Raw genomic sequence first — 18756 nt, 5'->3', positions numbered from 1 at the left:
TGCCACTCCTGAAGAGAACGGTATCTGTGTGTGACACGCTGTCCCACCAAAGTATGTGAGACATCTTGTCCAGTCAATGGCGGGGTGAGTATCGTTCGATTTATGACAAAAACAGCCGAGTCGGCGCAGCCCGACGGGCGCAGCACTCGCTGGAATGATCACAAGGAGCAGCGCAAAGCGCGGATCCTCGACGCAGCACTCGATGCAGTCAACGAAGGTGGCGCCGACGTCGGCGTCCAGCAGATCGCCGAGCGCGCCGACGTCCCCCGTTCCGTTGTCTACCGGATCTTCAAGGATCGAGCCGACCTCGACGAGCAGCTGCGAGTCCGCATCCTCGAGATGATGATGACCGACCTGACCCCCACCCTCACGCCACAAGGCACCGTCGGCGAGGCCATCTCACGGGCCGTCGAGACCTACCTCCAGTGGATTGTGAAATATCCACGACTGCACCACTTTTTAGGCAAGGGCTCGCCGAGTACGCGGGCCACCGGTTCGAAAGTGGTGACCGGAACCAAGACGGCCATCGCCGTCCAATTGGGAAATTTGTTGGGCACGATCCTCACCAGCCGTGGCAAACCGTCGAAGATGGCTGAGCCCTTGGCTTTCGGCGTCATCGGATTGGTCGACGTCAGCGTCAACCGTTGGCTCAGCCAGCCGGGTTCCGATGTGACCAGTGCGGAATTGGCCGAATTCCTCGAACGCTCCATCTGGCAGGTTCTGGACGGCAATCTCCGGAGCATCGGTGTCGACATAACGCTGTCGACTCCGATCGCCGACCTGTGACAGTCACCGAATTACCCTGGACACTCGGCGGACGTGGACTTCAACTGGTCCAGGTTCCATCACTCGCCCTCCACGCACTTGGTGAAGACAACGCTAATCTTGCAATGGAACTCGCACCCGACCTCCTGACCCCGTATCTCCTCGGCGAAGAATGCCAGGGCTTGTGGCGCTACCGTAGCAAGCAGATAGCAGAGAATCCCCTCGACAGCGCGTGGATCACCCGCATCGCAGTCGATGCCCGCACCTCGACGCCGGTGGGGTTGGCCGGATTCCACGGTCGCCCCGATGCGCGCGGGACGGTGGAGGTCGGATATCGCATCGACCCGGCGTTCCGGCGTCAGGGCTACGCACGGGCCGCCCTCGAGATACTTCTCGAAGTCGCGAGTCGCGAATCCGAAGTACACATCGTTCGCGCGACCATCAGTCCGGACAACATCGCATCACGAAATCTGATCAGCCAGTACGGTTTCAACGAAGTCGGTGAGCAGTGGGACGAAGAAGACGGTCTGGAAACCATCTTCGAAGTCAGTGCCTCTCGATCGGCTTCGGCCGCCAACGGTTGATCACACCGAATACCGACAAGGCAAGAATGTCTGGAGTCAACCGCACAACGACGTCACGCACCGCCGCTAACGATCGATTGTCCGGCATCACGACGGTCGACATCTGCCGCGAAATCCATTGAACAGTTCGAACTCTATGACGTCGAGCCTTTGTGTAGCCGGCGAGATCGTCCGCATAGGAAGCAAGAGTAACGGCGTCCTCGATCGCCAAAGCCGCACCTAGCCCGAGGTGAGGGCGCATGGCATGAGCGGCGTCGCCAATCAACGCAACTTTGCCGCGTGTCAACAACTTCGGGGTCCGAATCTCGAGCAGTTCGTTCTCGATGATGCGGGCCGGGTCAGCGTTCGCGACGAGCTGCGACACAGGTTCGGGCCAGTCCGCAAAATGCGCAAAACTCTCGCCGCGTTGCGCACCCGCGAAAGCGTAGGTGCGGTTGCCCGCCAACGGGAGAATCCCGAACTCCCCTCGAATCCCCCATACCTGTCCGACAAAATCCGGCGGTGGACCATCGACGATCCAGCGCCAAGCTGACACTCCGGTATGTACCACGGTTCCCTCGCCGGGCCAGATCTGCTGTCGCACAACACTGTGCACACCGTCCGCGGCAACGACAAGGTCGTATCGAGCGGTATCACCGTCGGTGACTATCTCGGCGCGGCCGTGATCTCCGCAGCCCACACCCGTCACCCTGGTTCCGGTGCGTAGACACTCGGCGGAGATTGCGCGAACCAACACGTCGATCAGATCGGCGCGGTGGATTGTCACCAGATCGCGACCGCCGGCGAGGTCACCAATTTTGCGCGTCACCAGATTTTGCCCGCGCAGATTCCTGATCGCGCCCGAGCTGTACGGAAGGGAATTCGCCCTGACCTGTTCGCCTACACCGATTTCGTCCAACGCTGCCAGAGCGTTGGGAAACAACACGACGGCGGCGCCTACCTCCGTGAACTCGGACGAACGCTCGTACACGGTGACATCCCAGCCTGCTTTGCGGAGCGCGATGGCAGCCGTCAGCCCGCCAATTCCCCCGCCGACGATTCCCGCGCACTGTCCTTCCGGCACAGGTCAGATCCTCTCCGGAACCGTGACAGCCGTCAACCCGCTGGTTTTATCGGTCCAGTGAATGGCACGGTCCTCCAGCATCACCGGCGTCCACAACCTGTATGTCTTCACCTGATGGTGATGACGACACAGGCATTGGAGGTTGCTCGCAATGGTCCACCCACCACGTCTCGGATCGGAAGGATCGAACTCGGTGATGTGGTCGAGTTGGCACCTGTTCGCGGGCACCGAACAACCAGGGAACCGGCAGTGACCGTCGACGGCCCGCACCAATGCGGCCAGAGCCGCTCCCGGAGCATAGGTCAGCGCGCCGGGAGGTGGATCGTGCTGGGCGCCGTGCCCATCCGATCTTCGAACGATGTCCGGGGATCGCGCGACCAACCGTTGCATTGCCCGAATCCGATCCCCGCAGCCGTTCGGTTCGCGACTTGGGCGATCACGTCGGGTGACAAGCGGCAGGACAGTGGGAGCATGCTGCCGACGCGGTCGATTCCCCGCGACCTGGGCGCGGAAATCGACGAACAAGGCCTGCCAGGTGGAATCAGCGGAGAGCTCGCGAGCAAAATCAGGATCGATCGGCCCGTATCCGTCGATGCTCGCGGGATCTGACGTCAATCCGAGGAGCGTCGCCAGATCACACACGATGTGCAACAACGGCTTCCGACGTGAGGATGCAGTCGATCGAGCTGCTGGGGATACTGCCTCGCACGTTTCGCTGCCACACTGGCAAGTCAGCCCCTGTTCGCCGTGCAGGAGAGCTACCAGTGCGTCGGCCCTACGGGTCGAGACATTTCGTGGATCGTGGTTGCAGACGCTTCCGGCGGCCTCGTTGATCAGGCCAAGCGCTTCGACGGCCTCGGTCGCACTGAGTGTTGCCTGCAACTGGGCGAGTCCGTGACGGTCTGCACGCGTGCGAACATCGCGGTGTTCCAGCATCTTCCGGCGACGTTCGGCGGCAGCGTCCGGATCGTAGGCAAAGAGCTGGCGCTCGATGTCGCGCTCCAGTTGCCCGGGCGGAAGACGGTGCGCCGAGGCAAGTACCCGGCGCTCGAGTGCTGCGATCGCCTCCGGATCGGCCCCGGTGAGTCCGTCGACAATCTTGCGCACACGCGCATAGTCCAACTCGCCGGCAGCGAAGGCGGCCTTGGTGAGCGGAAGGAACTCCCGTAGGGCATCACCGATCTCGATGTGGACTTCGGCAGTACGACGCGAGCACGTGAGCATGACCGCGATCTCGTTGCATGCGATCCGCCACGCCTTGTCGACATCACCGGACACGTCGAGTTCGGCGTTGAATCGCGACTCCGACAACATGGATGCACCGAGCACCTTTTGCGCGGCTAGCATGTTCTCGCTCTGCGCCGTCGCAAAGAGCATGTCCGGCAACACGAGTGGGTCGACGACAGGACGGCCGTCATCGACGGATGTCCCCACACCGCTCGTCAATCCCTTATCGAACATACATTCGACAATAAACCCACCCACCGACAAGAAAGCTAGAGTGCCGGTTTGTATCCCTTACCCTGCATCCACGCCAGCACGTCCAACACCCTGATGACCGGAACGGATTCGTCGAGACCTGCTCGTGCACGTAGATCGAGGAGTCGACTCTGCAACTCGTCTTCCCGCATGGCTACGCGAACAGGTTCCAGGTGGGCCGACTTCGTTCCCAACTCCCGCCCGATGACGTCGTCGTAGATCGGGAAGAGTCGCGGACGCTTGCGCGCGATCAGTTTGGACGCCATGGTTCGCCCGACGCCGTGAATCTCTCGAAGCGCCGTCTCCAACCGCCACACCGGAGATTCCGGAGTGAAGGGATCGGGTTCGTTCGATAGATCGCGATCCGGGCCCACGTCCGCCAGGAGTCGGTTCAGTTCGGCATTGTTCTCCCCGAGCAGGAAGAAGGCTCCTTGCGCCGGAACCTGAACCGACAGAAGCGTCACCGCAACAAGATCTTCCGCGGTGAAGATGTTCGCATCACGATCGCGATTGCCACTGGGATCCCAGGAATCCCACAACGCACCGGTTCGGAGATAACCGGTCTTTCGGAGCGGCCTCGTGAAATATTCCTGCAGCACGTCGACCGCGCCGTCATCGTCCCCGTCTCGCAGCACACGCGGGAGTCGGATGGGCAACTGATCAAGCATGGTCGAGCGACCTTTCCAGTACATATTTGGCGAACCCGGCGTTGTGATACTGCCGAAATGGGCCCTTGCCCTTGGCAACAAGATGCTCCGCGAGCGGACGAACCGTCGTCATGTCGACGGGCAGTTGAGCAAACTGTTCCAACGCATCCGAGTCCTCGAGACTGCAGTCGATCACGGTCCCGTCGCCGTCGGCGGACGCCAACTCGGTGCGTCTGATGGCGACCAGATCGTGCTTGGCGTCGAGTTCTTCGATGCTGCATCCGGTTCGCGATTCCAGTGCCGAACTGGATACGTACACGGACATGACGTGCTCGATCGCCTTACCGCCGACCAGATGGCACTCGACGCTCAGAATCTCCATCGGACCGATATTGAGCGTGAACAAGCGATGGCGCTCCGCCGATCGGTTGGTCGACGGCAGGCAACTGATCGTCCACTGTTCGATCTCGACGGCGGCCGGAGCGTCGAACGCGTAGGAGAGAACCTCGGCAATCAGTTCGGCAAGATCTTCGAAGAGAGGGTCGCGCTGCAACCGCTCGAAATTCTCGACAGAAGCGGCGGGACGCACAGGCGCCTTGCTCACGCAGGTCCCCTCTCGTCCGGTGCTTTGCTCTCAGACCTCGCGTCCAAGGTACCCAGCCCTACGCGGGTCTCGCGCGTTCGCCCTCACATACACCCTCGCGTTATGGTTCTCGACACGTACCACCGCCTTACCGATCGCTAACTCGAGGAGCACACGAAGTGGAAATCAAGGGAACCGCAGCACTGGTCACCGGAGCGGCATCAGGCCTCGGCGCCGCAACAGCCAAGCGCCTCGCCGACGCCGGCGCTACCGTCTTCGGCCTGGATCTGCCCGCGTCGATCGAGCGCGCAGGCGACAACGTCCCCGCCGGCGTCACCCTCATCCCCACCGACGTGACCAGCGGCGAAGAGGTCGAAGCAGCGATCAACCAGATCGTCGAGTCGGGCTCCCCGCTGCGCATCGTCGTCAACTGTGCCGGTGTCGGCTGGGCCGGACGCATCCTGTCCAAGAAGGGTCCGCACGACCTCGAGCTGTTCCGCACGGTCATCACCGTCAACCTGCTCGGCACCTTCAACGTCATGCGCCTGGCCGCCGACGCCATCGCCAAGACCGAGGCCGTCGACGAGTCGGGCCAGCGCGGCGTTGTCATCAACACCGCTTCCGTTGCTGCCTTCGAAGGCCAGATCGGCCAGATCGCGTACTCCGCCTCCAAGGGCGGCGTGCACGGCATGACGGTTCCGGCTGCCCGTGACCTTGCGCAGTTCGGCATCCGCGTCAACACGATCGCTCCCGGCATCATCGACACCCCGATGCTCGCAGGCGTCACCGACGAGTACCGCAAGGGCCTCGAGGCCGGCGTTCCGTTCCCGTCGCGCCTGGGCCAGCCGTCCGAGTACGCGCAGCTCGCGCAGATGATCGTCGAGCACGACTACCTCAACGGCGAGACCATCCGCATGGACGGCGCACTGCGCATGGCGCCGCGCTAACCTCCCTGCTGTGCGCCTTTATTAACCGCCCGCGGTTAATAAAGGCGCACAGTTGTCAGAACGAATGAAAATACCCACCGTTGGAGTGGGCAGTTGCGCTGAGGTACTCGGCCACTTCCTTCGCCGGCATCGGTCGGCTGACGTAGTAACCCTGAACCAATTCACAACCGGCGGTAAGCAAGAGCCTCAGCTGGTCGGCCGTCTCCACGCCTTCCGCCAATGACTGCATACCGAGCGCCTTCGCCACCTCGACCACCGAAGTGACAACTGCCGAATCACCCTCGTTCAATTCGGTGATGAACGACCGGTCGATCTTGAGGATGTCCAACGGCAGTTTCTTCAAACTCTCGAAAGACGAATAGCCGGTTCCGAAGTCGTCCAGGGCAATCGCAATTCCGGTGGCACGCAGGCGATCCAACTCGGCGACGGCAAGCTCCTCCACTGCTCCCGTCTCTGTGATTTCCAGCTGAAGCCGTTTGCCGGACAGACCGCTTGCCTCCAGCGCATCGTTCACGGCCGATCCGAAGCCGGACGACATCAGTTGCACCGGAGAGACGTTCACCGTCACGTAAGTGTCGTCGGGCCACGTCGCGGCTTCGGCGCACGCCATGTTCAGTACCTGAAGCCCCAGAGGGACTATCAGGCCGGTCTCCTCCGCGACATCGATGAAAATGTGCGGTGCAAGCACGCCCCGCACCGGGTGATTCCAGCGAAGCAGTGCCTCGAAACCCTCGACGCGGCCGGTGTCCGCACGAACCTGCGGTTGGTAGTACAGCTCGAACTGCCGAGACTCGATCGCAAGCCCAAGTTCTTGCAGGGCCGATGCTCGCTCCCTGGCCCGCGCCCGCAGCACCGGTGAGTATCTTCCTACCCGGTTCTTGCCGGCGGATTTTGCCGCATACAGCGCCAGGTCGGCGGACATGACAAGCGTGTCCGCATCTTCGGAATCTGCGGGTGCGCCGGCATAGCCGATCGATGCACGAACCTCGATGCGATTCCCCCGCACGTAAAACGGCTCACGCAATGCATCCAGATAGCGAGCGAACACCTCTCCGCCGTCCCCTGTTCCCCGCAAGACGACGCCGAATTCGTCACCACCGATTCGCGCGCACATGGCGCCGTCGACCACCCGATTGAGCCGTGCAGCAACGGAAATCAACAATTTGTCACCGACAGGGTGCCCTAACGTGTCGTTCACCGACTTGAAATTGTCCAGGTCGAGGATTCCGACAAGGACTTCCTCGCCGGTTCGGACGGTGCCGAGCGCGTCGGACAGCTCCGAGCCGAACGTCCGGCGATTCGGGAGCCCGGTCAGTCCGTCGGTTGCAGCAAGCCACAGAATTCGCCGCTCGTAGTTGTACTTCTCGGTGATGTCCGAGCCCACGCCTCGCCAACCCACGAACTCCGTGGCCTCGGATAGCCTGGGATGACCCGACAGAGACCACCATCGGTCGACGCCGTCGACACGAACGGGAATGACGACCTCTCGAAACGGCATGAGGCGGTCGAGGTGATCTCCGATGACCTGGACCGCGGCTCGGCCACTCTTCGTCGAACCCACGTCGAGCCGATCCAACAATCCGCGCAGCGACAGGGTTCGCAGGTCGGAGACGGGAACTCCCGAGATCTGCGACAGCCGAGCGGAGGTGTGCGACAACGTCCCGGTGGTGTCGACTTCCCACAGCCAGTCGCGTGACCCACCCTCGAAATCGTCGAGAAGCAAACTGACCGTCTGGCGCTCGGCAGCAGCCTCGAACTCGGCGAGACAACGACTTCGGAACGACGCCCAGAGGTACACGACGCCGATAATCAGTGTCACCGAGTAAACGACCAACTGGAACGAGAGGACAGCATATTCCGTAGTTCTCTTGGGCAGGATAACGACGAGCAATCCGATGCTGTGCACCAGAATCCACGCTACCGCTATCGACCGAACCGTCGACAATGCTACGGCGCCGGCGCCCATGACTCCGGCGAATGTCGCTAGAAGCACAAGCTTTCGCGAGTTGTCCGTCACGGGAAGCATCGCGGCGGCGAGAACGACAAGCAGAAGCCCGAGCAGGATCACCTCGAGCATGAGCGCCCAGTAGTCGTACCTCGTCGTATGTTTGGGCGTGTACCGGCCCTTCAGGACGACTCGCGGTATCCAGACGCGCACCGAATTGAGGACGACCAAGAAGGCCGCAGAACCCCAGATCACCCGAAACTCGTTGTGACCGGGGGGTACGACATACACAAGCAAAGCGCACACGCTGAGTACATTGACCATGTTGGCCAGTGGCGCGACCGTCGTCACCTGCAGTATCTGGCGTGCGAAGAGGTCGCGCCGCTCGACGTCAGACAGTTCGGCGTCGCTCGCACTCGAAGTCAGCCTGCTCAGCATGCAACACCCTCCATCGTGGAGCCGACCAGATGAAGGTAGCGCGGATGCGGGTTCCGGACACACGATGACGAGAAACTACGAGTTGAAACATACTGTTCAATAGGATGTTTCAGACAATCGCGACAGAACGGATCAGCGCTACAACTCGGAAGCCAGCGGAATTTCCTTCTCCGCGCGGTCCGTCATCCACTCACGGAGGACCTTGGTGGCAATGACGTCGTCCTCGTTGTACTGCAGGATGCGTGTCCGCTGCGTCTCGTCCGGCTCACCGTCGTAGCCGACCGCCTCGCGGTACCACGCCATCGACGCTTCACCCCCGGCCTCGGCGTCACGCCAGTTGAAGCCGGCGACGGGTGCAATCTTCTTGAGCCCCTTGCCGTTCGGGCAGATGAACTGATCACTCACTGCTTGATAAATGTCGACCCACTGCGGACTGTCGATGAACTCGCGAATCTCGTCCTTACTCGGAATCCCGGGTTCACCGGCAAACCTGCGCGCCGAGTCCAACAACCACTTATCCTCGGCTGAACGCGAATAACAGTATGCGGCAAAGGTTTTACCCGAAGCAGCGGCCGCGGCACGCTCCGCCATCAGCCAGCCCCAGAACTCTGCGAACGACCGCGCCTCGTCACGCGTCGGCAGCGGATCCCACGTCGCAAATCCTCGATACATCGAGAAGCCGCCGACATTGAGCAACGTCCCCCACAGGTACGCGCCGTGCTCCTGATAGCTCTCCATGTCGACGTCGATCTCGATGTCCGCCCGAGTCACCGAGATCTTCTCGAACCGCCGCACCAACGGAGCATCCACCAACCACGCCTTGGCGATCACGACTGCGTCGTCGAAATTTCCGTGCGGCCAATCCTCGAGCGGCTCACCGTCCCAGGCGGCCAGCTGATCGATCGTGTTGCAGCCCACGTCGCGCAGAAGCTCGGCCCGCGATCCGACAGCCACCAGGCTGACGTCGCGGTTGCGGACCAACTCCTGCTTGCATTCGGTCCACCACGGGCACGACTTGCACTCGCTCACCTGTGACGGAGACGTCAGCACCTCACCGCGGGCCACAGCGATACGGTCGGCGAAACGCTTGTCGTAATCGTCGAGAATCGCGCTGAGGTCGTGGACGAGGATGCAGTCTCCGTTGTATCCGATCGCGCCTGCCGTCAGCGACGGGCTCGCCAGCCCACGACGCTCGAGCATCCGATAGACCTGCGCGACGCGCATCTGATCGCGGACCTGACTGCGGACCTTGCGTTTGGGATCGGCCGCGGGCTCCCATTCGAAGAGCCCCGAGGTGATCGCGCCCTGGCCGGGATCGGTCACCTTGTGATTGACGACAATGACGGGGATGTACCCGCCACCCTCGTCGTCACGGATGAGCATTTCGCAGCGGCCCTTGCGTCCGGTGTCGCGCTCGACCGGCAAGACCGCGCCCCAGATCCGGTCTGCGCCGGCCTCACAGGCAGCCAAGGTGTCGCGAGCCTGAGCCGACGCCGATTGGTCGGGGTTGATCTTCACCCAACGCTCGGGAGCAGCACCGATCACGAGTTCGGCGATCTCCGCGCGCTTCGCGATCGCGGCATCCTGGCGCTGCTTGATGCCGGTGTCGACGGGTTCCGAAGCCGATTTCCCGGGAAACAACCCGTCCAGACGCACCCGATGACGGCATCGGGTCAACGCCCCCGAATCGATGATCGGGAGCTGGGGCGCGGGGTTGTTAACGGAACACACGATGACGAAGATTATGTGCTCCCCTAGGCTGAAGCCGAAGCGCAGGTACCTGGCAACACACAAACACCTGGAAACGGGGTCCTTTTCGATGGGGTTGTTCAAGAAGCGAAAGTCTCGTGCCACCCGCAAGGCGGAGGCAAAGGCTCTCAAGCACAAGGCTGAGGTCGAGGCGAAGCTCAACGCCAAGAGCCAGCGTAAGCGCGACAAGGTCGAGACCAAGTCGCTCAAGAAGCTGGAGAAAGCCGAGATCGAGTTCCAGCACAAGATCGAAAAGGCGCAGATCGCGACCCTGAAGGCGCAGGAGAAGGCCGCTGCGAATCAGGGCCTGACCGTCGCCAAGGTGCGTAAGTACCTGGGAGTGGCACGTCTGCTTGCCCCCGTTCTCCTGCCGATCGCTTACCGCGCAGCCACGGCGGTGCGCGCCCAGCTCGACACCACGCGTGCACAGAAGATGGGCATCGCCGTCGACCAGCTCGGTGACTACACCGGTCACGGCGCGAAGTTGAGCGCTCGTATCGCCGGCGCCGAGAGCTCGGTCACCGAGATCCTCAGCCGCAAGCCCGACGACGCGGAGACGCAGCGTTTCGCCGCCGCCATCCGTGAGCGCCTCGGCGACCTCAGCACGGCAGTTCGCGCTGCCGAGCAGATGCCGCAGGCTCGCCGTAAGGCAGCTCACCAGGCGATTTCTTCCGAACTCGACGGCGTCGAAGCAGATCTGCTCGCACGTCTCGGCGTGCGCTAGACCTGAGAACTCCAGTGAGAGCAGCCGAGCAGACCGCGACCCTCCGGGGGACAGCTGTCGGTTCCGCTTCGGCTGCTCTCGCTGTCGCCGCGCACGGGATCGGCGGAGGCGAGCTGCCACAGTCGTCGTCGCTGACCCTGTTGCTCGCCGTCTGCGCAACCGTCGGCGCCGTGACGGCCACCCTTCCCGCCCTCTCTCGGGGGCCCGCTGCCTTGATCGTTGCTCTGGGTCTGGGTCAGCTCGCCGCGCACACCACCATGACGCTCTCCGAGCACGCTCATTCGCCCGCTCCGGGATTGGTGATGCTCGGTGCTCACGCCGGTGCCACCGTCGCTTGTGCGGTGGCGGTCCTGGCCGCCGAGCGCCTCTACCGCGTTGTCACCCACGCTCTCCACGTCGTCCTGGCGTCTCTGGCTCCCGCCGCTGTCACTTCTCGCGGCCACACCGTCTCGACCGGAATCCATCACGGACCTGTCGACGCTCTACTTCGCGCCAGCATCTCGCGGCGCGGTCCTCCTGCCCTGGTCTGAAGATTCGTAGAATGCCCCCCTTCACCAGACCAAGAGGACACTTCCCGACATGAAGAACACCCTGATTTCGCGCGCGGTTGTCACGACCGTCGCTACCGGCAGCGCCGTGCTGCTGGCCGCCGGAATTGCTTCAGCACACGTCAGCGTCGTCGCACCAGGAGCTGCGCAGGGCGGATACTCCGTTCTCACGTTCCGCGTGCCCACCGAATCCGACACCGCTTCGACCACCAAACTGACGGTGGCGCTCCCCGACCTCAAGTCGGCACGCACCGAACCGATGCCCGGCTGGACCGCCGTCGTGGAGAAGGACCCCACCTCGTTGGTCGCCAAGTCCGTGACGTGGACCGCCGACCCTGGCGTCGGAATCGCCCCCGGCCAGTTCCAGCAGTTCGTCCTTTCTGCCGGCCCGCTGCCGGAGCAGGACGAGGTCGAGTTCAAGGCTGTCCAGACGTACAGCGACGGCAACGTCGTCAACTGGGATCAGGAAGAGCTTGCCGACGGCAGCGAGCCGGACAAGCCCGCCCCGACGCTGACTCTCGCCGCGTCCACCGGCGATGCCCACGGAGCCCCCTCTGCCGATAACACTGCCGAGACGTCCGCCGCATCCGAAGCCGCTGACTCTTCGTCGGACAACACCGCCCGCTGGCTAGGCGGCGTCGGCCTGGTGCTCGGCGCGTTGGGCGCTGCACTCGGCCTCGGCGCACTGGTCAGGAGCAAGCGCTGATGAGTACCCGGATCAAGGTCATCGCCGTCGGCATGCTCGCGATGCTGGCCACGATGCTCGGAATGGGCACGGCCAGTGCACACTCCGCGGTGGTCGGCTCCAACCCGGAAAACGGTGCGTCCATTCAGGTTGCGCCTGACACGGTTTCGGTCACGTTCAACGAGGCTCTGCAGGCACAGTTCGCGGCGCTGACGGTCACCGGTCCCGACGGCAACCTCTGGACCAAGAGCGATCCGGCCGTCGAAGGACCCACTGTCAGTGCAGACCTCGGCGATCTCGGGCCGACCGGCGTCTACACCATCGCGTACCGCGTCACCTCCGCTGACGGTCACCCCGTCAACGGAACCCTGACGTTCACCCTCACCGAGGCAGGGTCGGGCACTCCCGGCGCTGCCGCCGCGTCGAGTACGGGTGAGTCGGAGTCCGGCAGCATGCCGGTGTGGATCTTCATCGTCGCCGGCGTCGTCGTGTTCGGCGGTGCGCTGTTCTTCGTGCTCCGTAAGCCGAAGTCGAGCTGATCGCGTGACGGGTACGGCAAACAGGTGGTGGTTGCTGTTTGCCGTACCCACAGCTCTGCTGGGAGTCCTGATCGCCTGGGGCCTCGCCAGCCCGTCGGGACCCGAATCGTCGAGCACGGTCCGCGTTCTCGCGATCGGATGTGGTTCGTTGACCCTCGGCATCGCGACGCTCGCCTGGATGGGCCGCAGTGAACGCCGCCCGGCGACAACCCCCGCCGTCATGTGGACTCAGCTCACCGCGGTGGCAGCAGTGTGGCTCGTCGCCGAGATCACGCTCCTCGTGCTCAATGCCGCAGCGGCCGACGGCGCCCCGGTCACCTCGCTGACCATCGGGCACTTCGGCGCATTCGTCTCCGAGGTCAACGTCGGCCGCGTCGGCGTCGCGATCATCGCGTGCGCGTTTGCCGTCGTCTGTTACGGCATCTACGGATTCACCAATCCCGAGACGGTGCCCGTCGCACCGGCATTGGTCGTCTCCGCGTTGGCGCTCGCTGCCCGCCCGATCACCGGGCACATGGCGCAGCAGAGCTTCGGATCGATCCTCGACGCCGTTCACGTCCTCGCTGCGGCCTTGTGGTTCGGCGTGCTCGCCGCACTCGCGCTTGCCGTACCGTCGCGCGGTGCCTGGGCGATCTGGTTGCCCAAGTACTCCGCTCTCGCCTGGCGATGCGTCCTCGCGCTGGTCGTCACCGGTATCGTCAACGCCGTCGTGCGACTCGACTCACTCTCCGCCTTCTACGACACCGCATACGGTCGGGTGATCCTCGCCAAGATCGTGGCGATCGGACTGCTCGTCGCCCTGGGATGGTGGTGGCGCCGGACATGGGTGGTCGCGAGCGCTGCACACCGCATGAGTTCGGACGGATCCCTGCGTCGCGCCATCGGTGAAGTTGTCTTCATGGCCATCGCATTCGGGCTTGCCGCGGCCCTTGCGACAACTGCGTAAGACGTGCCTCAGCGCGACATTTCGTGACCCGCACATTTAACGTTTCACGTCGAGATTTAACCTCTACGTGAGTTTATTTTCCCAGCTTGCGGCGGTTTCCGGCCCCCCTTAGCGTTGCTCGCATGACGGAGGCCCAACGCTCGTTTCTCGTCTGCGCTTCGCAGCGCAGCGGCAGTACTTTGCTGGTCGAATCCCTGCGAGCAACCGGGGTCGCGGGTGAGCCGGAAGAGTTCTTCCAGTACCTCCCCGAGACCTCGCGATCGCCGCAACCGAGGCAGTGGTTCGAAGACGTCACGGACGAGTCCGTCCTGGGTCTGCTCGCCCCGTTCCACCCGGGCACGCCGGACACTCGCACCTCCGAACAGTGGCGCACACAACTTCTCGAACTCGGCCGAACCCCCAACGGAGTCTGGGGTGGCAAGCTGATGTGGAACCAGACGCCGCTCCTACTCGATCGCGCGGCCGGATTGCCCTGGCGCAGTGGGACGGACCTACGTTCCGCACTCCACGACACCCTCGATCACGACCTGCAGTTCATCCACGTCTATCGAGAAGATGTCGTCGCTCAAGCTGTGTCGATGTGGCGCGCCGTGCAGACACAGGTTTGGCGCGACGACGCGACTCCACCGAATCTCTCGGACGGTGCGCAGTACAACGCAGTCGGAATCGCGCACCTGGTGACGATTCTCGGCGAGCAGGAACGCCAATGGAAGCGCTGGTTCGAGGAAGAGGACATCTCTCCCATCGAAGTCGGGTTCCGCGATCTCACCGAAGACCCGCAGTCCGTGGTCGCAAAAACCCTCATCTCCCTCGGCCTCGACGGACAACTGGCCCCGCCACCGCCGCTGCGTCGTCAGAGCGACGGACGATCCCGCGAATGGGTGCAGCGTTATCGCATCGACGCCGAACAGAACGGATATCCCGTCACATGAGCACCGTCACCGATGTCGTCGACGAACTCCGAGTTCTCGAATCCGAAGCGGTTCACATCATTCGAGAGGTGGTGGCAGAACTCGAGAGACCGGTACTGCTCTTCTCGGCCGGCAAGGACTCGATAGTCCTGCTTCGTCTGGCCGAGAAGGCGTTTCGGCCCTCCCCACTCCCTTTCGCGGTCCTGCACGTCGACACCGGTCACAATTTCGAGGAGGTCATCGAATTTCGCGACCGCCGAATCAAGGAGGGCGGGCACACACTTCTGGTTGCTTCCGTTCAGGATTCGATCGACCAGGGCAGAGTGCAGGAGTCGACCGAGACCAGCGGATCGCGAAACCGCCTGCAGACCAGAACCCTGCTCGACGCTCTCGAAGCTGGAAGGTTCGACGCCGCGTTCGGCGGCGCCCGCCGGGACGAGGAACGTGCGCGCGCCAAGGAAAGAGTCCTCAGCTTCCGTGACGAGTTCGGCCAGTGGGACCCGCGAGCGCAACGGGCCGAACCGTGGTCGCTCTACAACGGTCGGATCAGACGCGGCGAGTCCGTTCGTGTCTTCCCGCTGAGCAACTGGACCGAGCTCGACATCTGGCGCTACATAGCCCAGGAGGAACTGGAACTGCCGTCCATCTATTTCGCGCACCAGCGGAGGGTATTCGAGCGCGACGGAATGCTCCTCGCTGCTTCCGAATTCAGCACCGACGCCGAGAACGCCGCGGCAACGACCGAGTGGGTGCGATATCGAACCGTCGGCGATCTGACCATCACCGGCGCCGTTCGATCGCACGCCACCACTATCGACGACGTCGTCACCGAAATCTCGGCCGCGACGGTTTCCGAACGAGGCGAGACTCGCGCAGACGACCGAACGTCGGTCGCCGCGATGGAAGACCGAAAGCGTGAGGGCTACTTCTGATGACGACCACCATCACTCGCCAACTCCTGCGACTGGCCACGGCGGGTAGCGTCGACGACGGCAAGAGCACGCTGATCGGCCGACTGTTGCATGACACCGACAGTCTGCCAACCGATCACCTCGATTCCGTCACCGACGAGTACGGTGTCGCCGACCTGGCTGCACTCTCCGACGGACTACGTGCCGAGCGTGAACAGGGCATCACGATCGACGTCGCGTACCGATTCTTCTCCACTCCAACCAGAAGTTACGTACTCGCCGACACCCCGGGGCACGAACGCTACACGCGCAACATGTTCACCGGAGCATCCAACGCTCACGTAGCGGTCCTGCTGGTCGACGCGAGGACCGGCGTGCTGCGTCAGACCCGTCGGCACGCCAGAATCGCCGCACTGCTCGGTGTTCCGAACCTTGTAGCCGTGGTGAACAAGATCGATCTGGTGGACTTCGACGAAGCGAGATTCGCTCAGGTGCAGGAAGAATTGCGGGCCTTGGCACGGCAAGTCGGACGCGAGGACGTACTCGCCATACCGGTCTCCGCGAAAGCCGGCGACAATGTCGTGACGCGGTCCGAGAACACCGCGTGGTACGAGGGGCCGACGCTCCTCGAGTACCTCGAAGGCGTCGAACTCCATGCGCCCGCGACGCACATCGAGGAGCTTCGGCTTCCCGTGCAATGGGTTTCGCGCCCCGATCCGCAGAATCGTCGCCGGTACACCGGCCGGATCTCGGCAGGCACACTGAGCGTCGGAGACGAGGTAGTGGTCCTGCCGTCCGGATCGAAGAGCACCGTGATCAGTCTGGACACTCTCGACGACAACCGCAGTACTGCCGTTGCACCACTGTCGGTTTCGGTGGAACTGGCCGACGACATCGACGTCGGACGTGGCGACGTTCTGGTCAGTGGCGGTGCGCAGGCTCATTTGCCGGTTCTGGCCCGAGAACTCGAAGCCACCATCTGCTGGTTGTCCAACACACCGTTGCGCGCGGGCGATCGGATAGCGCTCAAACACACGTCCCGGACCGTGCGAGCGACCGTCCAAGAACTGCACACCCGTCTCGATCCTGAAACGCTCGACGAGCAGGACAGCCCAGTCGAACTGGGACTCAACGACATCGGAACGGTCACGCTCCGAACCAGTTCCGTGGTGGTCGCCGACACCTACGACCACAATCGGGACTCTGGCGCCTTCATCCTGATCGACGAGCAGAGCAACGACACCGTCGGCGCCGGCACCATTCTCGAACCACGCGTCGTCGTTCCCGGCGAGCAGACCCGCAACGACATCAAGTGGCATCCGTCCTCACTCGAACGTCAACGGCGATGGGCGTCTACCACCCAGAGGGGCGCGACGATCTGGTTGACCGGCCTACCTGCATCCGGAAAATCCACCGTCGCAGTCGCTGTCGAACGTGCGCTCGTCGACGCGGGACGCACCGCGTATCTGCTGGACGGTGACAACGTCCGCCACGGTATCTCCGACGATCTCGGGTTCTCGCCGGGAGACCGAGCCGAGAACATCCGACGCGTCGGGCATCTCACTCGACTGTTCGCCGACGCCGGCGTCGTGGCGATCGCGTCGATGGTTTCGCCGCTGCGTTCGGATCGAGCAATTGCGCGCGCTCTCAACGAAGCTGCCGGACTCACCTTCCTCGAAGTTGCCGTCACCACTCCCGTCGAAGAATGCGAACGTCGAGATCCCAAGGGCCTGTACGCACGTGCGCGGGCGGGTGAACTGAAGGGGCTCACCGGAATCGACGCGCCTTACGAGACGCCGGAGGACCCGGACCTGGCATTCGACACAACCGGCGCTGACATCAACGAACTGGTCGAGCGGGTCATCGCATTGTTGGAGGAGCGCGAGACCGCAAGGCCCTAGGGGTTTTCGGTGTCCGACTCGAGGTAACCGCGGTCCGCACTGTAGGCGGACCGCACGTTGGGTCGGACACCGATCTTCTCGAGGTACGCCGCCATGCGGTGCACCGCCATCGCGCTTCCCAATGCCTCGTCCGGGAGACGATCATCGGTTTCGGCGCGCCACGTGTGAAGCTGCGAGGACAATTCCGCCTGTATTGCCGAGACTTCCGGTCGATCGATCAGATTGATCTTCTCGTCCGGGTCGGCACGGAGGTCGTACAGCTCCCGGGGTGCGCGTACCGCAAGATGCTCGGTGCCGAGCGCCTTTCCGGAAAGACTGTCCTCGATGTCGAGCGGTAGATCCAGAGCGGGGCGGACGGCGTAGTTCTCGATGTAGCTGTAGTCCTTGGTGCGCACCGCACGAATGGGATCGAAGCTGTCGTGAAAGGTCTTCTCCGTGAACAGGTAAGTACGAACGGGTTCGGACGGCTCGGTTCCGCGGTCGACGAGGGCATCGGCGTGCGAGCGCCCTTCCACCTCGGTGGGGACGTCGATTCCGAGCAGATCGAGAATGGTCGGAACGAGGTCCACACCGCTGAACAGTGTCTCGTATTCCTTACCGCCACTGCGATACCGCGCGGGAGGCCGAGCGATCAAGGCAATACCGGTGCCCGGGGCGTAGAGCGTCGACTTGGCGCGCGGGAACGCCGCGCCGTGATCAGTGAGGAAGAAGACCCAGGTGTTCTCGTCGAGCCCCTCTTCCTCGAGGGTCGCGAGCAGTTCCCCCACCGCGGCGTCGGCCACCTCTACGCTGCCGTGGAATTCGGCCAGATCCTCGCGCACCTGTGGCACGTCCGGAAGGTATCCGGGGACCTCCAGGGCTGCGGTGTCCGCCGGGGTATAGCGATCGGCGGGGTACGGGCGATGCGTTTCGAAGAATCCCGTGGTGAGCAGGAACGGCTCGGGCGGGAAGCGTCGTAGCCAGTTCTGGGCACGCGGAACCACGTAGTCGCAGAACGAGTTCGTGACGTCGTACTCGTGATAGCCCAGTCGCTTCGGATACGCAGTCTCGTGCTGCATGCCGAACAGCGAGGTGTACCAACCGTTGTCGGAGAGGATCTGCGGGAGCGTCTGCACCTCCGCGTGGTACTCCCAGCCGTGGTGCGCCAACCCGATCAGACCGTTGTTGTGCGGATACCTGCCCGAGAAGAGAGAACCGCGCGAAGGTGAGCACAGCGGCGCCGTCGCGTGTGCGTCGGTGAACCGGATGCCCTCTGCCGCCAGCCGGTCCAGGTTGGGGCTGTTGACCCCGGCGACACCGTAACTCGCGAGGTGTCGGCCCAGGTCGTGCCAATGAATGATCAGGACGTTATCTCGCGCAGCCGACACGTGGGCAAGGCTAGTTGCCCCGCC

At 63.2% G+C, this 18756-nt stretch carries 18 protein-coding genes; 11 read left to right on the top strand and 7 right to left on the bottom strand.

The annotated features are described in order from the left end of the window. Nucleotides 1–102: 102 nt before the first annotated feature. Nucleotides 103–786 (top strand): TetR/AcrR family transcriptional regulator, encoded by a 684-nt coding sequence (locus ACN50D_RS23540; RefSeq protein WP_007735953.1) that lies wholly within the window; start codon nt 103–105, stop codon nt 784–786. Nucleotides 787–890: 104 nt separating this feature from the next. Continuing rightward, complete coding sequence (locus ACN50D_RS23535; RefSeq protein WP_249343254.1) at nt 891–1349, top strand: GNAT family N-acetyltransferase; 459 nt, start codon at nt 891–893, stop codon at nt 1347–1349. Here ACN50D_RS23535 and ACN50D_RS23530 read toward each other — a convergent pair. From ACN50D_RS23530 to ACN50D_RS23515, 4 genes are read right to left on the bottom strand one after another with little or no spacing between them, the layout of a single operon-like run. Further along, on the bottom strand, nt 1312–2412 hold the full coding sequence (locus ACN50D_RS23530; protein WP_212634056.1) for an FAD-dependent monooxygenase: 1101 nt from the start codon (nt 2410–2412) through the stop codon (nt 1312–1314). The two genes, ACN50D_RS23535 and ACN50D_RS23530, sit on opposite strands and share 38 nt — an antisense overlap. Before the next feature lie 3 nt (nt 2413–2415). After that, nucleotides 2416–3873, bottom strand: coding sequence for an HNH endonuclease signature motif containing protein (locus ACN50D_RS23525; protein ID WP_064442942.1), 1458 nt, complete (start codon nt 3871–3873; stop codon nt 2416–2418). A gap of 35 nt (nt 3874–3908) precedes the next feature. Then, complete coding sequence (locus tag ACN50D_RS23520; protein ID WP_003944144.1) at nt 3909–4559, bottom strand: DUF6308 family protein; 651 nt, start codon at nt 4557–4559, stop codon at nt 3909–3911. Continuing rightward, nucleotides 4552–5142: a hypothetical protein gene (locus tag ACN50D_RS23515; RefSeq protein ID WP_050655957.1), complete on the bottom strand. Its 591-nt coding sequence runs from the start codon at nt 5140–5142 to the stop codon at nt 4552–4554. The genes ACN50D_RS23520 and ACN50D_RS23515 overlap by 8 nt, the downstream gene beginning before the upstream one ends. Before the next feature lie 158 nt (nt 5143–5300). Between ACN50D_RS23515 and ACN50D_RS23510 the strand changes: the two genes are divergently transcribed. Beyond that, complete coding sequence (locus ACN50D_RS23510) at nt 5301–6068, top strand: SDR family NAD(P)-dependent oxidoreductase (RefSeq protein WP_003944195.1); 768 nt, start codon at nt 5301–5303, stop codon at nt 6066–6068. A 55-nt stretch (nt 6069–6123) separates the two neighbouring features. Here the strand turns inward: ACN50D_RS23510 and ACN50D_RS23505 are convergent, their stop codons facing one another. After that, nucleotides 6124–8451 carry a putative bifunctional diguanylate cyclase/phosphodiesterase gene (locus ACN50D_RS23505; protein WP_007735944.1) on the bottom strand — a complete coding sequence of 776 codons (2328 nt, stop codon included), beginning with the start codon at nt 8449–8451 and terminating at the stop codon, nt 6124–6126. A 138-nt stretch (nt 8452–8589) separates the two neighbouring features. Further along, the gene (locus ACN50D_RS23500; protein ID WP_063315974.1) at nt 8590–10146 is read right to left on the bottom strand and encodes a TM0106 family RecB-like putative nuclease; all 1557 of its coding nucleotides are present in this window, start codon (nt 10144–10146) and stop codon (nt 8590–8592) included. 124 nt (nt 10147–10270) lie between these two features. Here ACN50D_RS23500 and ACN50D_RS23495 point away from each other — a divergent pair, with 124 nt between their 5' ends. From ACN50D_RS23495 to cysC, 8 genes are all read left to right on the top strand, one after another. Continuing rightward, nucleotides 10271–10924, top strand: coding sequence for a DUF6474 family protein (locus ACN50D_RS23495; protein WP_212634055.1), 654 nt, complete (start codon nt 10271–10273; stop codon nt 10922–10924). 14 nt (nt 10925–10938) lie between these two features. Further along, nucleotides 10939–11454, top strand: a complete 516-nt coding sequence (locus ACN50D_RS23490) for a hypothetical protein (RefSeq protein ID WP_003944165.1) — start codon at nt 10939–10941, stop codon at nt 11452–11454. 49 nt (nt 11455–11503) lie between these two features. Next, nucleotides 11504–12178 (top strand): YcnI family protein, encoded by a 675-nt coding sequence (locus ACN50D_RS23485; RefSeq protein ID WP_064688015.1) that lies wholly within the window; start codon nt 11504–11506, stop codon nt 12176–12178. Further along, nucleotides 12178–12696, top strand: a complete 519-nt coding sequence (locus tag ACN50D_RS23480) for a copper resistance CopC family protein (protein ID WP_064113837.1) — start codon at nt 12178–12180, stop codon at nt 12694–12696. The genes ACN50D_RS23485 and ACN50D_RS23480 overlap by 1 nt, the downstream gene beginning before the upstream one ends. Nucleotides 12697–12700: 4 nt before the next feature. Next, a complete protein-coding gene (locus tag ACN50D_RS23475; protein WP_003944164.1) occupies nt 12701–13642 on the top strand; it encodes a copper resistance D family protein in 942 nt (313 codons plus the stop codon). A 122-nt stretch (nt 13643–13764) separates the two neighbouring features. Further along, the gene (gene stf0, locus ACN50D_RS23470; protein ID WP_007735934.1) at nt 13765–14574 is read left to right on the top strand and encodes a trehalose 2-sulfotransferase; all 810 of its coding nucleotides are present in this window, start codon (nt 13765–13767) and stop codon (nt 14572–14574) included. Continuing rightward, a complete protein-coding gene (cysD, locus tag ACN50D_RS23465) occupies nt 14571–15485 on the top strand; it encodes a sulfate adenylyltransferase subunit CysD (protein ID WP_007735932.1) in 915 nt (304 codons plus the stop codon). The genes stf0 and cysD overlap by 4 nt, the downstream gene beginning before the upstream one ends. Next, nucleotides 15485–17365, top strand: coding sequence for an adenylyl-sulfate kinase (gene cysC / locus ACN50D_RS23460; RefSeq protein ID WP_212634054.1), 1881 nt, complete (start codon nt 15485–15487; stop codon nt 17363–17365). Before cysD ends, cysC begins: the two co-directional genes overlap by 1 nt. Here the strand turns inward: cysC and ACN50D_RS23455 are convergent. Next, complete coding sequence (locus ACN50D_RS23455) at nt 17362–18732, bottom strand: sulfatase (protein WP_212634053.1); 1371 nt, start codon at nt 18730–18732, stop codon at nt 17362–17364. The two genes, cysC and ACN50D_RS23455, sit on opposite strands and share 4 nt — an antisense overlap. Nucleotides 18733–18756: the final 24 nt, after the last annotated feature.

The sequence above is a fragment of the Rhodococcus sp. SB1D genome (genome assembly GCF_048573875.1).
GTDB classification, from domain to species: domain Bacteria; phylum Actinomycetota; class Actinomycetes; order Mycobacteriales; family Mycobacteriaceae; genus Rhodococcus_F; species Rhodococcus_F qingshengii.
The sequence above is the reverse complement of the archived record's forward strand: the minus strand, read 5'-3'. Positions and strand labels throughout refer to the sequence as shown.

Excerpts from the sequence above, each read along its gene's own strand:
- ACN50D_RS23480 (WP_064113837.1), top strand. The coding sequence starts at position 12,178 with ATGAGTACCCGGATCAAGGTCATCGCCGTCGGCATGCTCGCGATGCTG.
- ACN50D_RS23525 (WP_064442942.1), bottom strand. The coding sequence starts at position 3,873 with ATGTTCGATAAGGGATTGACGAGCGGTGTGGGGACATCCGTCGATGAC.
- stf0 (WP_007735934.1), top strand. The coding sequence starts at position 13,765 with ATGACGGAGGCCCAACGCTCGTTTCTCGTCTGCGCTTCGCAGCGCAGC.
- ACN50D_RS23505 (WP_007735944.1), bottom strand. The coding sequence starts at position 8,451 with ATGCTGAGCAGGCTGACTTCGAGTGCGAGCGACGCCGAACTGTCTGAC.
- ACN50D_RS23535 (WP_249343254.1), top strand. The coding sequence starts at position 891 with ATGGAACTCGCACCCGACCTCCTGACCCCGTATCTCCTCGGCGAAGAA.
- cysD (WP_007735932.1), top strand. The coding sequence starts at position 14,571 with ATGAGCACCGTCACCGATGTCGTCGACGAACTCCGAGTTCTCGAATCC.
- ACN50D_RS23540 (WP_007735953.1), top strand. The coding sequence starts at position 103 with ATGACAAAAACAGCCGAGTCGGCGCAGCCCGACGGGCGCAGCACTCGC.
- ACN50D_RS23485 (WP_064688015.1), top strand. The coding sequence starts at position 11,504 with ATGAAGAACACCCTGATTTCGCGCGCGGTTGTCACGACCGTCGCTACC.
- ACN50D_RS23495 (WP_212634055.1), top strand. The coding sequence starts at position 10,271 with ATGGGGTTGTTCAAGAAGCGAAAGTCTCGTGCCACCCGCAAGGCGGAG.
- ACN50D_RS23520 (WP_003944144.1), bottom strand. The coding sequence starts at position 4,559 with ATGCTTGATCAGTTGCCCATCCGACTCCCGCGTGTGCTGCGAGACGGG.
- cysC (WP_212634054.1), top strand. The coding sequence starts at position 15,485 with ATGACGACCACCATCACTCGCCAACTCCTGCGACTGGCCACGGCGGGT.